This window comes from Promicromonospora soli (assembly GCF_014653785.1).
Lineage (GTDB): Bacteria > Actinomycetota > Actinomycetes > Actinomycetales > Cellulomonadaceae > Promicromonospora > Promicromonospora soli.
On record NZ_BNAS01000005.1, the window covers coordinates 200423 to 212669 of the forward strand.

The following is a 12247-nucleotide window of genomic DNA, read 5'->3' on the forward strand; positions in this document are numbered from 1 at the left end:
ACCGATCCAGGGTCAGGCCCGCTCGGCGGCTACGGCCTCGCGGACGGCGGGCGCGATCTCCTGGCCGACGACGCGCAGACCGGCCGGGTCGTCGCCGTCGAGGATGTACGTCGAGAAGCCCTCACTGAGGGTGAGCGTCGTGAGCTGGTCCACCCACTGGGGCACGGCCTGCGGCGTCAGCGGACCCGAGACGTTGGCGATCCGCACCACGTTCGCGGGGTTGCGTCCCGCCGCTGCTGCGGCGTCGTCGATGCGCGCGTTCCCGTCCGTCATCTCCTGCGCGCTCATCCGCCCGATGGACGGCAGCCAGCCGTCGGCGAGAGTGCCGGTGAGGTCGAGCATGCGGGGCCGGTAGGCGCCGAGCCAGATCCCGATGTCGTGGGCCGGGCGGGTACCTGGCTTGGCACCGCGCGCCCAGTAGAACTCGCCCTCGACCCGCGCGGGGCCGCGTCCCCAGGCGGAGTGCATGACGCCGATCGCCTCGCGCGTGGCCTGGACGGCCTGCCGCGGAGCCAGGCGCCTGCCACCCATCGCCTCGATGGCGTCCCAGAAGGCGCCGGCGCCGAGGCCCAGCTCGACACGACCGCCGGTCAGGACGTCGAGCGAGGCCGCCGAACGCGCGAGGACGGCGGGCGGGCGCAACGGCAGGTTGGCCACGTTCGGGACCAGGGAGACGCGTTCGGTGCGCGCGGCGACGTATGACAGGAGCGTCCAGGTGTCGAGGAACCTCCGCTGATACGGGTGGTCCTGGAAGGTCACCAGGTCTAGCCCCGCGCGCTCGGACTCGACGGCGAGCTCCACGGTCCGTTGCGGGTTCTCGTTCGCCGGCGTGATGAACGACCCGAACTTGAGCTCATTTCGGTAGTCCACGCCGGATCACTGTGAGTCGACCAGCGCAGCACGAACCGCGCCGGGCAGGTGCTGGTCGAGGAACTGGGCCATGGACTCCTCCTCGTGCAGGATGTCCGTCAGGCGGAAGGCGACGTCCTCCTCGCCGATCTCCTGACAGGCAACGATGAGGGCTCGATAGCAGGCGATCTCGAACTGCTCGGCCGCAAAGTCGGCGAGGGCGTTCTTGAGCATGGTGTCAGCCATCGGCCGGTTGGCCATGCCCTGCATCGCACCGAACATCTTGGCGAACGCGTCCTTGCTGCCGGACACGTCGCCGCCGAGCGACTCGATGCAGCCGCGCACCGTCTCCGCCTGGCCGCGGGTCTCGTCGATGTGCCGTTCGATGCGGGCCTGCACCTCAGCCTCGCCCTCGGCGTCCTTGGCATGCCGCTGCAGGACCTCTTCCAGGGCCCTCTCCATCGCGTGGGCGTCGTTCAGCCAGTCGATGACCTTCTCGCGAGCTGTCATGTCGAACCTCCGTCGCGCAAGCAGTGCACAAGCCCGTTTCTGGACCTCTTTCCACCGTAGGGAAGGCGCCCCCACTGGCAACCGCGGCGTCGGCTCGGCAGCGGCGACAGGCCCCGACCGGCGGCCACCCAGCGTTCGATTACGGTGGAATCATGCAGCCTGCGACGAACGGACCCACCCGGCCGACCGTCGTCATCGACGTTCTCGGCACCCTGGTCGATCAGACCGGGAGCCTGGAACGGCGCGTCGCCGAGGTGGCCGGGATCGAGGGCGTCGTCGCAGCGGACGTGGCCCGTCGATGGCTCGGGCACGTCGGCGAGCAGGAGCGTGCGATCGTCGAGCGCCGTCGCGCGTTCGCGCCCAGTCACGAGCTGGACGCCGAAGCCCTGGACGTGCTGGTCCGCGAGCGCTTCCTGTCGCCCGACGCCGCCGCCGAGCTCACCGACGCTTCCGAGTGGCTGCTGCCCTGGCCGGACACCGTCGCCGGGCTCGACCTCCTCTCCGCCGATGTCACCGTGCTCGCCCTGTCGAACGCGAGCCGTCGCGTCCTCGCCGGGCTCAGCGCCAATACCGGGATGCGGTGGCACCAGGCGTTCTCCGCCGAGGACGCGGGCACGTACAAGCCGGCTCCGCAGATCTACGCGCTGGCGCTGGCCGGCGCGCCCACGGGCGCGGCCGCACCCTTCATGGTGGCCGCCCACGCCTGGGACCTGCGGGCGGCCGCGGCGGCGGGTTTGCGCACGGCGTACGTGCCTCGCGCCGACGGCGACCCGGCTCGCCCGGACGACAGGTTCGACCTGCAGGCCATGACCCTCCTGGACCTGCACGCGCAGCTGCTCGACCTGATCGAGAGCGTTCAGTAGTCGGAGGCGATGGCCACCCCGGTGCCCACGCTCAGCCGGCCCACGGCGCGCGGAGCTCCTTCCAGTCGACGACCTTCAGCGGGACCGTCAGGACCGGCCGGTGCTGGTGATGGGCCAGGTGGACCGCCACCGATCCCTCGAAGAACTCCGGCATCCGCGCACCGCTGCCGGGCGTTCGCGTGCCGACGACGATGAGCGCGGCGTCGACCGCGCGGGCCAGGTGGGTCAGCGCCCGGTCCGGGCGGCCGGCCAGGTACCGGAACTCCCATGGCACGGTCGACGCGTGCAGCACGCGCGTCAGCTGCTCACGCAGCACGGCCTCGGTGTCGTGCCAGGCATGGTCGACGGCGTCCGGGTCGATCGGGGCGTGGAGCACCGATCCGTCGGGATGCTCCTCGACCGCGTAGCGCGCCGTGTCGGCGAAGGCGAAGTACACCGCAGGCGATCCTGCGGCGCGCGCCCAGTCAGCCGCGGTCAGCGCGACCAGCTCGTGCTGGCCGGGCACCACCCCGGCCACGACCGGATGGCCCGCGAACGGCGTCATCCGGTCGACGGCCGGTTGCGGAACGGATCGGCTGCTCATGACGCACCCGGTGACGGTGGTGGATCCATGATCGCTGCTCTCGGGATCTCGGCGGTTCGAGGGCCCGGTGTCGAGTCTGGCACCGACGCGGTCGCTCGCAACCGTGCCCTCGGCTTAATGCATCTATGCGTATTTGCGTAGTCACGCAGATAAGGACAGGATGGCGGCATGCCGCGCGTCCTGTCTCACCCCGTCTATCGCCGCCTCTTCACCGCCCAGGTCGTGGCCCTGGTTGGTACCGGCCTGGCCACGGTCGCCCTGGGCCTGGTGGCCTACGACCTGAACCCGGCCGCCGCAGGAGGGGTGCTCGGCACAGCACTCGCGATCAAGATGGTTGCCTACGTGGTCGTGGCGCCGCTGGCCGCCGCAGCGGTCGCGCGGCTGCCGCGAAAGTGGGTGCTGATCGGCGCGGACGCTCTGCGCCTCGTGGTGGCCGCCTCGCTCCCGTTCGTCGGCGAGGTCTGGCAGGTGTACGTGCTCATCTTCGTGATGCAGGCGGCCTCGGCGACCTTCACGCCGACGTTCCAGTCGGTGATCCCCGACGTCCTGAAGCGAGAGGACGACTACACCGTCGCCCTCTCCCTGTCGCGACTGGCCTATGACCTCGAGTCGATCCTGTCGCCGATCTTCGCCGCCGCTCTCCTGCTGCTGGTGCCCTCCTCGGCGCTCTTCTTCGGGACGGCGATCGGGTTCGCCGGCTCGGCGCTGCTGGTCGCCGCCACCGTCGTCCCTCGTCGGGGTGGCGAGGACGCCGAGGAGCGGCCACAGCTGCCCTTCGGCAGCCGCGCACGGCGTGGGGCCGAGCTGTTCGTGCGCACCGGTGCGCTGCGACCGGTCCTGCTGCTGAACCTCGCCGTCGCTGCCGCGGGGGCGTTCGTGCTCGTGCAGACCGTGGTGATCGTGCGCACGACCTTCGGACAGAGCGAAGACGTCGTCCCGCTACTCCTGGCCGCAAACGGCCTCGGCTCGATGGCTGCCGCCATCACGCTCCCCCGCGTCCTGCGTCGTGTGCCGGAGCGGCGGGTGATGCTCACCGGCGGCATCGCCCTGACCACCGCCGTCGGGCTCGCGCCGGTCGCGCTCGGCGTCGCACAGTCCGTATGGGGGCTGGTCACGGTGGGTCTGCTCTGGTTCCTGGTCGGCCTGGGCTGGTCGACGGTGGAGACCCCGGTGGGCCGGATCATCCGTCGCAACGTGCCCCCGGCCGACCTGCCCGACGCGTTCGCCGCCCAGTTCTCCCTGTCCCACGCCTGCTGGCTGATCACCTACCCGCTGGCCGGCTGGCTCGGCACGGCTGGCCTGAGCCCCACGGCCCTGATCCTGGCAGGTCTCGCCGGAGCCGCCACGCTCGCCGCCGCCCGCCTGTGGCCCACCGTCGAGACAGCCAAGGACAGCGTGCCGCGAGAAGCCACGGTGGGCTGACCACGATGCGATGATGACTTTCGTGGCAACCACCCAGCGCACCACGCCGCCGGACGCCGACCTCGACCAGGCCGTCGATGTCTTACGGCTCCTCGCCGACCGCACGCGCCTGGCGATCCTCGCCATGCTCAACGGCACGGAGATGTCGGTGACGGCGATCGCCGAAGCCCTCGGCCGCCCCAGCTCGGGAGTCTCACAGCACCTGGCGAAGCTGCGCGCCGGCCGCCTGGTCACCTCCCGGCGGGACGGGACCACCATCTACTACGGGCAGCCGGACGAGCATGTCGCGGCCCTGGTCACAGGCGTCCTGCAGCACACCGAGCACATGATCTACGAGGTCCCGCCGCACCACCGCTGAGCACCTCGCCTGCCGTCGTCGCCGAACCCAGATGCCCCACGCCGCTACAGTCGGGCAGATGTTGCCGCTCGGGTTGTCCATGCTGTGGGAGTCGGTGGAGCCGGACGTCGCGCTCCGGGAACGATTCGGGTTCGACAGCTTCGGGATGGTCACGGACTGGACCGCGACGGTGCTCGGTGAGACATGGGGGATCACTGGACCGGGTAGTCCTGGCGGGTCCGTCGGGCGCGCTGTCCGTCACCGTGCTGCCGGAGCTGACCGGGGACTGGTTGGACGTGGCGAACCGTGCTGCGGTCCGGTTGGCGGGAGCCAGTCTGGCGGAACTGCACCGGGCGCTCGGCGCTAGCCATCACGACGCGTCGCCGATGTCAGCGCGAGCGAAGGGGTTGACCGAGCGGATCGATGACTGGCTGGCGGACGAAGACCGCGGACTGGCGCCAGCGGCGTCGCGCCGGCTCAAGGACCTGCTGTCCCGATCGCCTGAGCTCGATGACGAGCCTTAATGGGTGCACAACGACTTCCGGGCAGCCAACATCCTGATGCGAGACTCGAAGGTCGTCGGTGTCCTCGATTTCGACGACGTGGTGGTCGAGCACCGCGTGCACGACCTGGCCAAGGCCTGCGTCTATCTGGGCACGCGGTTCACCAAGTGGCAGCCGACGCCGATGGGGGTACGGCGGACGCTGCGCGCCGGATACGAGTCGGTGCGGCCGCTCGGTCCCGCCGAGGCGCGATGGTTCGAGATCCTTCTGCTGTGGCAAGGCCTTCAGGCGATCCCGGGTGAGTACGACCCCGCCGGGTGGGCATCAGCGCTGCGACGCCGAGGTGTCCCTGAGTTCCTGTTCTTGTGCGAAGCCGGCGGGCCCGCGGAAGCCACCAGAGCTAGCTTGTCGGCGTCGCTGGACCCTGGGTCCGGGTGGTACACGACGAGCATCAGGCCCTCGGCCCCGCCGATGCTCAGTCGTTCTCGGTTCAGGGTCAGCTCCCCGATCTGCCCGTGATCGATCCGGATCGGCCCGCCGCTCTGCCCACGTACCTCATGGCGGGCCCAGAGCTCACGAAACCGGGCGCTTGCCAGTGAAAGCTCTCCGACAAGATCGATGAAGCGGGGATCGTCGATGTCGTTGCCCACCGCCTGCCGCAAGTTTGCGACGAAGCACTCCGTGTAGTCCTCCCAGTCCGGATACAGGGCCTGCTCTGCCGGGTCCAGGAACATGTCTCTCAGCTGATTGCCCCCCACGGCGAGGCCGGGATCGAGCGCTCTGGCCAGACCGTTCGAGGCCAAGATGTCGAAGTACCGTCCTTCGATGAATGCGGGCTGGACGAGGGACTCCAAGAGCTTGAGCGCGCCGGGCGGCGGGGTCTCCTCGCGCGGCCGACGGCGACGCTGCGGGGGCACCTCCGCGACCAAGGTCCGCAGGTGAGCGACATGGTCGTCGTCGAGGTGTAGCACGCGAGCGATCGACTCGAGGACCTGCACGGACGGGTTGCGATCACGGCCCCGCTCCAACCGCAGGTAGTAGTCGGCGCTGATGCCAGCGAGCATGGCTACCTCCTCGCGCCGCAGCCCGGGCACACGCCGCACCCCCACGTCGGGAATGCCCGCCTGCTGAGGCGTCACGAGCTCGCGCCTCGCTCGCAGGTACGCGCCGAGGGCATTCGTCGTCGCGCTCACGAGGCCGACCCAAGGCCCGGCACGTCAGACAGAGGGGGCCCTGTCACACCCCAGGCTCGAGAGGACTCTGGCTGAGGGAAGTAGCCGCGCATAGCGTTCCTAACGGCCTGCTCGGGCCGCATATTTCGAGAGGGGAACGCATGACGGTCACACTGATCACCGGCGCCAACAAGGGCATCGGCTTCGAGACAGCCAAGCAGCTTCTGGAGCTGGGGCACGTCGTCTACATCGGTGCGCGTGACGTCGAGCGGGGTGAGAAGGCTGCGGCAGCACTTGGCGCACGGTTCGTGCAGCTCGATGTGACCGACGACGAATCGGTCACCGGGGCGCTGGCGACAATCAGCTCGGCCGAGGGCCGGCTCGACGTTCTGGTGCACAACGCGGGCATCCTCGAGAACGGAGTCATCGACGGTCCCACGGCTCTGCGAGTGTTCGACACCAACGCGGTGGGAATCGTGCGCGTCACGGAAGCCGCGCTCCCCCTGCTGCGCAAGTCCTCGAACCCCACGGTGGTGACCGTATCGAGCAGCGCAGGGTCGTTCTGGGCAGTGAACAACCCCGACCGGCCGGAATTCCAACTGCCGGTTGCGCTCTACTCCGCGTCCAAGTCGGCAGCCACCATGCTGACGGTCCAGTACGCCAAGGCCGAGCCGGGCATCAAGTTCAATGCACTGGAGCCCGGTGCCACCGCAACCGACATGACCGCGGCCTTCGGGATCGGCAGATCGGCGGAGGAGAGCGCACGAACTGTCGTGCGCCTGGCAACTCTCGAGGCGGACGGTCCGACGGGAACCTTCCAGGACGAAGCCGGGGAGCTGCCCTGGTAGCGACGCGGAACGTCCTACGCTGGCACCATGGCGTTGGCTGTGTGCCTGCTGTTCGACGGGCCGACCGAGCGGGTCCTGCGACGGCTGTGGCAGCGGCTCGAGGCCGACGGCGTGCCCACGCTCGCCACGCACACGCACGGTCAGCACGTACCGCATCTGTCCCTGGCGGTGCTGCGTTCCTGGGACCTGGACAAGGTGCGCGCCGCCGTTGAGGCGCTGCCCGACGCCGGCCCGACCACCGTCCGGTTCGACGCCATCGCGGCGTTCCGGCGCGGCCGGATGAACCTGGTCCCAGCGGTGACGAGCACGCTCGTGGCGCGCCAGGAGCAGGTCGTCGAGGCACTCGGCGCGACCGAGGACGAGCTGCACAAGCACTACGTCCCGGGTGTCTGGACGCCGCACGTCACCGTGGCGACGCGTGTGCGGCTGGAGAAGACGCCACTGGTGCTCGAGGCGGCCTACGAGATCCTCCCGCTGACCGGCACGATGACGCGGGCCGCGCTCGTGGACGCCGGCACCGGCACCGTGCACCTGCTGGCGAACGTCCCGTGACGCGTGGAGTCGCTCGCGAACAAAACCGGTGACGCCGGCAGCCACCCCTCGCGATACTGACCGGCATGGAAAAGGTCGAGGTCGTCGTCGCCCATCAGGCGTGCGCGACCCTGCGTGTCGGCGACGTGTTCCTGAAGATCGACGGCGACCAGACGCGCACCGACGTCGAGGTCGAGGCGATGGCCATGGTGCCGATCCCGACCCCAGAGGTCCTCTGGCGCAAGCCGCCCGTGCTCGCGCTCGCCGCCCTCCCCGGGACGGCGCTCGGCCGCCTCGGCGAGCCGTCGCCCGCCTCGCCGTCGGCGTGGGCCGCTGCTGGCGCCGTCGTGCGGAAGCTCCACGACGCTCCGCTGCCGCCCTGGCCCGGCCGGAGCGTCGACGAGCTCGCCTCGGAGCTCGACGCCGAGTGCGAGTGGCTCGTCACGAACGGCGTGCTTCCGACCGACCTGGTCGGGCGCAACCGCCAGATCGCCCAGGCCGCGCTCCGGCCCTGGGACCCGGTGTTCATACACGGCGACCTGCAGGTCGCCCACGTGTTCGTGGACGACGACGAGGTCACCGGTGTGATCGACTGGTCCGAGGCGAGCCAGGGCGACGCCCTGTTCGACCTCGCCATCTTGACGCTCGGGCACGAGGAGCGCCTCGGCGACGTCCTCGCCGGCTACGGCACCGATGTCGACCGAGACGTGATCCGCGCGTGGTGGTCGTTGCGGAGCCTGCTGGCCATCCGCTGGCTGGTCGAGCACGGCTTCGACCCGGCCGCACCGGGCTGCGAGATCGACGTGCTGAGAGCCCGGATGTAAGGAGCCGGAGCTCCCGCCCTGCGGGGTGGTCCCCACAGGGCGGGACCGACCTACCGCGGCGTCGGCGCCCCGACGTGCACGTCGATGTCAGTCATCGACGCCCAGCTCCAGCGCCACCGTCACATAGGAGTGGGCCGGCAGGTCGAGCTCCAGGCCGCGCGGGTGCCTGCGGATACCGTCCAGCTTCCGCGGCGCCACGGCCTCCGGCTGCTCGGGCGTGTTGTGGCTGTTCAGCTCTGCCGCCGTCAGGACCTGCGCCGAGAAGCCCGTGACATCGCGACCCCGCAGGTCGAGCACCACCGTTCGCGCCTCCGCGGCGTCGAGGTTGGACAGCGAGACGTGCGCCGTCGCCCCCTTGGTGGACGCCGACGCCGACAGCAGCGACATGTCCTTCCCCTCGACCGTGCGCGACGCCTCGGGTGCGATCACGTGCGCGGCGAGCGACCTGGCGTCGTGGTGCGGGGTGTTCATCGCGAAGACGTGGTACGTCGGGGTGAGCACGAGCGCCCCGCTGTCCGGGTCGGTGAGGATCATCGCCTGCAGGACGTTCACGGTCTGGGCGATGTTGGCCATGACGACGCGGTCCGCGTGCCGGTGGAACGCGTCGAAGTGCAGGCTGGCGACGAGGGCGTCGCGCAGGGTGTTCTGCTGGTACAGGAAGCCCGGGTTGGTACCGGGCTCGGCGTTCCACCACGTGCCCCACTCGTCGACAACGAGGCCCACGCGCTTGCCCGGGTCGTGGCGGTCCATGACCTGCCCGTGGCGGGTGAGCAGCTCGTTCATGTGCGCGGCGCGGGCCAGGGCGATGTACCACTCGTCCTCGGTGAAGGTGGTGGCGTCGCCCTTGTCCCCCCACGATCCGGTCATCGTGTAGTAGTGCAGCGAGATCCCCTGGAACGGCCCCGCCGGCCCGTCGCCCGCCTCCAGCTTGTCGAACGACTTCATCAGGACCTCGGTCCAGTTGTAGTCGTGGTCCGAGGCGCCCGCCGCGATGCGGTACACCTCGTTGTCCGCGTGCTTGCGCACGTACGTCGAGTACTGGCGCGCCAGGGACGCGAACTGCTCCACGCGCATGCTCCCACCGCAACCCCACGCTTCGTTGCCGATGCCGAAGAACGGCACCTTCCACGGCTCGTCCCGCCCGTTCTGACGGCGCAGCACCGCCATCGGCGAGTCGTCGGCGCGCGTGAGGTACTCGATCCACTCGCTCATCTCCTGCACCGAGCCGGAACCCACGTTGCCGCTGATGTAGGCATCCGTGCCCAGCAGCTCGCACAGGGCCATGAACTCGTGCGTGCCGAAGGAGTTGTCCTCGACGACGTCGCCCCAGTGGGAGTTCACCATCCGCGGGCGCTCCTCGCGCGGGCCGATGCCGTCGCGCCAGTGGTAGTCGTCGGCAAAGCAGCCGCCGGGCCAGCGCAGGTTCGGAATCTGGAGGGCTCGCAGTGCCTCGACGACGTCGGAGCGGATGCCGCCCACGTTCGGGATCGGTGAGTCCTCCCCGACCCAGAAACCGCCATAGATGCAGCGGCCCAGATGCTCGGCAAAGTGACCGTAGATGTGCCGGCTGATCGTGGGGCCCGGCAGGTCGAGGTCGATCACGACGCGAGGAGATTCGGTGGGCATAGGGAAGTCCTTCCAACAGCTCGGGGTTGATGCGTGGATTCGGGTGGGCGTGACTGACCGCGCGAGCGAGGTCACGGACCTCGGTGTCTCCATGACTCGCCTACGCGGATGTATCGTTTCCTCACGACCCCAGCGTCTCGCCCTAACTCAGTTGTTCTCTGGGGATCGGCGCAGAGGTAACGATTCCCCACGCCCGTTCAAGTGTCAAGAAGGTACAGATGAGTACCAGGAAGACCTCGTCCGCGTCACGCGTCGTGACGATCGGCGACGTGGCACGCGCGGCGCAGGTGTCTACGACGACCGTCTCGAAGGTGATCAACGGACTCCCCCGGGTCGGAGCAGAGACACGCCAGCGCGTGCTGGAAGTAGTCGCCGAGCTCGGGTACCAGGTGAATCCAACGGCACGCAACCTGCGAGCAGGCCGCACCGACGCCATCGGCCTCCTGGTGCCTGAGCTCGATCGTCCCTACTTCGGCCAGCTCGCAACCCGTCTCGCAAACGCCCTGGAGCCCACGGGCAGGCAGCTCGTCGTCCAGCGCTCCGGGGTGAGCCGGGCCGACGAGCTGGCGGCGGCGTCGTTCGCCCGCCTGCGCATGTACGACGGCGTGATCATCAGCGTCGTCGGGCTCAACCCCTCAGACCTGGAGCAGCTCAACTTCCAGACGCCGGTCGTGCTCGTGGGCGAGCGCCCGCTGCCCCGCACGTTCGACCACGTGATGATGGACAACGTCGAAGGCGCGGCCACGGCAACGGCACACCTGCTCGAACGCGGATCGCGGCGCATCGTCATGCTGGGCGGGCGGGATGGCACCACGGAGCAGGACATGCCGACCCTTCGCACGCTCGGCTACTACAAGGCTCACGCCCGCCTGGGCGTGCCGCTGGACGCGCGGCTCGTCGCCGCGGTACTGCCCATGGACATGGCGACGGGATACGCCGCGGTGCGGAGCCTCGTCGACGCCGGAGTCACGTTCGACGGCATCGTCGCCGTCACCGACGTCGTCGCGATCGGCGCGCTGCGTGCCCTCGCCGACCTGGGGATTCGCGTGCCCGCGGAGGTGCAGGTCGTCGGGTTCGACAACATCGACGAGACCGAGTTCAGCACGCCGCGGCTCACCACGATCGACCCGGGCAACGAGCAGATCGCCGGCACGGTGCTCCAGTTCTTGGAGACTCGGATGGCCGAGCACTCGGCCGGCCTGCCCCGAACGTCGTCCAAGCCGACTGCCGAGGTGACGATCCCCGCCCGGCTCGTGATCCGGGAATCGACGCGTCGCGCCTAGCGCGCCGCCCGGCGCCGCGGGCACCGGTCAGGCTCAGATCGTCGACCGGGCGGCGCGCCGGTAGTCGCGTGGCGCGACGCCGGTGCGCTCCCGGAACCGTTTCGCGAAGTGGTACTCGTCGGCGAAACCCAGGCTCGCGGCGATGGCCGCGTGGGTCATGTCGGTCATGCGCAGCAGCGCTCGAGCCGCCTCGATGCGCCGGTCGAGCCGGAACGCGGCAGGCGGGCGCCGACCGCCGCCCGGAACTGCTTGCGGAAGGTCTCGTAGGGCAGGCCCGCGGACGCGGCGACATCCCGGAGGTCGAGGTCAGCCCCGAGATCGCCGGCCAGCCGATCCCGCGCCAGTCCGATCCCGCGCGTCACCGGCTCGACGTCGGGCCGCTCGCCTCGCACGTCGACGAGGAGCGCGGCGAGCTCCAGGAGCTCCCTGCGCCGCGCCGTCGTGCCGCCGGGTCGCACGCGGTCGGCGAGCTCGGCCACACGGTCACGCCACGGCTTCAGAGGGGCGACCCGACGGATCGGGTCGCGGGCATCGAGCACGCCTTCGACGGCGAGCGCGTCGAACAATGGGCCGTCGAACACGAGAAAGATCTCGCTCCAGGTGCCGCCGGGCGGGGGTCCGTACCAGTGCGGCCACCCGGGCGACACGGTGACGACGTCCCCGGGCGCGATCGGGCGAGAGCCGGTCTCGTCGTCGACATACGAGCCGGCACCGGCGTGCACGAGAACGAGCGCATAGCTCTCGAGGACCCTGCGCGGACGAGGAACGAATGCGGGACCGTTCTCGACGAACCCCGTCGTCCGCACCCGCCCGAGCCGCGTCCCGACCTCGTCCTGCGAGCTGATCCGCACCACACTGCTCATCTGACCATTTTAGACAAGAGCTTCCCATCACGG

14 protein-coding genes and 1 pseudogene are annotated in these 12247 nt (G+C 70.0%); 8 read left to right on the forward strand and 7 right to left on the reverse strand.

Annotated features, from left to right (window positions below):
• Nucleotides 1-12: 12 nt before the first annotated feature.
• Nucleotides 13-870 carry an LLM class flavin-dependent oxidoreductase gene (locus IE250_RS17050; protein WP_189670493.1) on the reverse strand — a complete coding sequence of 286 codons (858 nt, stop codon included), beginning with the start codon at nt 868-870 and terminating at the stop codon, nt 13-15.
• A gap of 6 nt (nt 871-876) precedes the next feature.
• Nucleotides 877-1359 (reverse strand): ferritin-like domain-containing protein, encoded by a 483-nt coding sequence (locus tag IE250_RS17055; protein WP_189670494.1) that lies wholly within the window; start codon nt 1357-1359, stop codon nt 877-879.
• 152 nt (nt 1360-1511) lie between these two features.
• On the opposite strand from IE250_RS17055, the gene IE250_RS17060 reads away from it, so the two are divergent.
• Entirely contained in the window at nt 1512-2222 is a 711-nt protein-coding gene (locus IE250_RS17060) for a haloacid dehalogenase type II (RefSeq protein WP_189670495.1), read from the forward strand.
• Between the two features lie 31 nt (nt 2223-2253).
• Here IE250_RS17060 and IE250_RS17065 read toward each other — a convergent pair whose 3' ends face one another.
• A complete protein-coding gene (locus IE250_RS17065; RefSeq protein ID WP_189670496.1) occupies nt 2254-2805 on the reverse strand; it encodes a universal stress protein in 552 nt (183 codons plus the stop codon).
• A 168-nt stretch (nt 2806-2973) separates the two neighbouring features.
• Here IE250_RS17065 and IE250_RS17070 point away from each other — a divergent pair, with 168 nt between their 5' ends.
• The 3 genes and pseudogenes from IE250_RS17070 to IE250_RS25070 form a co-directional block, all read left to right on the forward strand.
• Nucleotides 2974-4227: an MFS transporter gene (locus tag IE250_RS17070; RefSeq protein WP_189670497.1), complete on the forward strand. Its 1254-nt coding sequence runs from the start codon at nt 2974-2976 to the stop codon at nt 4225-4227.
• 13 nt (nt 4228-4240) lie between these two features.
• Nucleotides 4241-4585, forward strand: coding sequence for an ArsR/SmtB family transcription factor (locus IE250_RS17075; RefSeq protein WP_189670498.1), 345 nt, complete (start codon nt 4241-4243; stop codon nt 4583-4585).
• A 506-nt stretch (nt 4586-5091) separates the two neighbouring features.
• Nucleotides 5092-5289: pseudogene (locus tag IE250_RS25070) on the forward strand (phosphotransferase); the annotation flags it as partial.
• Between the two features lie 62 nt (nt 5290-5351).
• Here the strand turns inward: IE250_RS25070 and IE250_RS17085 are convergent.
• Entirely contained in the window at nt 5352-6260 is a 909-nt protein-coding gene (locus tag IE250_RS17085; protein WP_189670499.1) for a helix-turn-helix domain-containing protein, read from the reverse strand.
• A gap of 140 nt (nt 6261-6400) precedes the next feature.
• Here IE250_RS17085 and IE250_RS17090 point away from each other — a divergent pair, with 140 nt between their 5' ends.
• The 3 genes from IE250_RS17090 (at nt 6401) to IE250_RS17100 (ending at nt 8442) form a co-directional block, all read left to right on the forward strand.
• Complete coding sequence (locus IE250_RS17090; RefSeq protein WP_189670500.1) at nt 6401-7087, forward strand: SDR family NAD(P)-dependent oxidoreductase; 687 nt, start codon at nt 6401-6403, stop codon at nt 7085-7087.
• Between the two features lie 27 nt (nt 7088-7114).
• Nucleotides 7115-7639, forward strand: a complete 525-nt coding sequence (locus tag IE250_RS17095; protein ID WP_189670501.1) for a 2'-5' RNA ligase family protein — start codon at nt 7115-7117, stop codon at nt 7637-7639.
• Nucleotides 7640-7704: 65 nt separating this feature from the next.
• Nucleotides 7705-8442, forward strand: a complete 738-nt coding sequence (locus tag IE250_RS17100; RefSeq protein ID WP_189670502.1) for a phosphotransferase family protein — start codon at nt 7705-7707, stop codon at nt 8440-8442.
• A gap of 87 nt (nt 8443-8529) precedes the next feature.
• On the opposite strand, the gene IE250_RS17105 is transcribed toward IE250_RS17100, so the two are convergent.
• Complete coding sequence (locus IE250_RS17105) at nt 8530-10068, reverse strand: alpha-N-arabinofuranosidase (protein WP_229872542.1); 1539 nt, start codon at nt 10066-10068, stop codon at nt 8530-8532.
• A 218-nt stretch (nt 10069-10286) separates the two neighbouring features.
• Here IE250_RS17105 and IE250_RS17110 point away from each other — a divergent pair, with 218 nt between their 5' ends.
• Complete coding sequence (locus IE250_RS17110) at nt 10287-11351, forward strand: LacI family DNA-binding transcriptional regulator (protein ID WP_189670504.1); 1065 nt, start codon at nt 10287-10289, stop codon at nt 11349-11351.
• 33 nt (nt 11352-11384) lie between these two features.
• Here IE250_RS17110 and IE250_RS17115 read toward each other — a convergent pair whose 3' ends face one another.
• Nucleotides 11385-11519: a helix-turn-helix domain-containing protein gene (locus IE250_RS17115; RefSeq protein WP_229872543.1), complete on the reverse strand. Its 135-nt coding sequence runs from the start codon at nt 11517-11519 to the stop codon at nt 11385-11387.
• On the reverse strand, nt 11516-12214 hold the full coding sequence (locus IE250_RS17120) for an AraC family ligand binding domain-containing protein (RefSeq protein ID WP_189670505.1): 699 nt from the start codon (nt 12212-12214) through the stop codon (nt 11516-11518). The genes IE250_RS17115 and IE250_RS17120 overlap by 4 nt, the downstream gene beginning before the upstream one ends.
• Between the last annotated feature and the right edge of the window lie 33 nt (nt 12215-12247).

Excerpts from the sequence above, each read along its gene's own strand:
- IE250_RS17055 (WP_189670494.1), bottom strand. The coding sequence starts at position 1,359 with ATGACAGCTCGCGAGAAGGTCATCGACTGGCTGAACGACGCCCACGCG.
- IE250_RS17075 (WP_189670498.1), top strand. The coding sequence starts at position 4,241 with ATGACTTTCGTGGCAACCACCCAGCGCACCACGCCGCCGGACGCCGAC.
- IE250_RS17110 (WP_189670504.1), top strand. The coding sequence starts at position 10,287 with ATGAGTACCAGGAAGACCTCGTCCGCGTCACGCGTCGTGACGATCGGC.
- IE250_RS17100 (WP_189670502.1), top strand. The coding sequence starts at position 7,705 with ATGGAAAAGGTCGAGGTCGTCGTCGCCCATCAGGCGTGCGCGACCCTG.
- IE250_RS17115 (WP_229872543.1), bottom strand. The coding sequence starts at position 11,519 with ATGACCGACATGACCCACGCGGCCATCGCCGCGAGCCTGGGTTTCGCC.
- IE250_RS17060 (WP_189670495.1), top strand. The coding sequence starts at position 1,512 with ATGCAGCCTGCGACGAACGGACCCACCCGGCCGACCGTCGTCATCGAC.
- IE250_RS17095 (WP_189670501.1), top strand. The coding sequence starts at position 7,115 with ATGGCGTTGGCTGTGTGCCTGCTGTTCGACGGGCCGACCGAGCGGGTC.
- IE250_RS17090 (WP_189670500.1), top strand. The coding sequence starts at position 6,401 with ATGACGGTCACACTGATCACCGGCGCCAACAAGGGCATCGGCTTCGAG.
- IE250_RS17105 (WP_229872542.1), bottom strand. The coding sequence starts at position 10,068 with ATGCCCACCGAATCTCCTCGCGTCGTGATCGACCTCGACCTGCCGGGC.
- IE250_RS17065 (WP_189670496.1), bottom strand. The coding sequence starts at position 2,805 with ATGAGCAGCCGATCCGTTCCGCAACCGGCCGTCGACCGGATGACGCCG.
- IE250_RS17120 (WP_189670505.1), bottom strand. The coding sequence starts at position 12,214 with ATGAGCAGTGTGGTGCGGATCAGCTCGCAGGACGAGGTCGGGACGCGG.
- IE250_RS17070 (WP_189670497.1), top strand. The coding sequence starts at position 2,974 with ATGCCGCGCGTCCTGTCTCACCCCGTCTATCGCCGCCTCTTCACCGCC.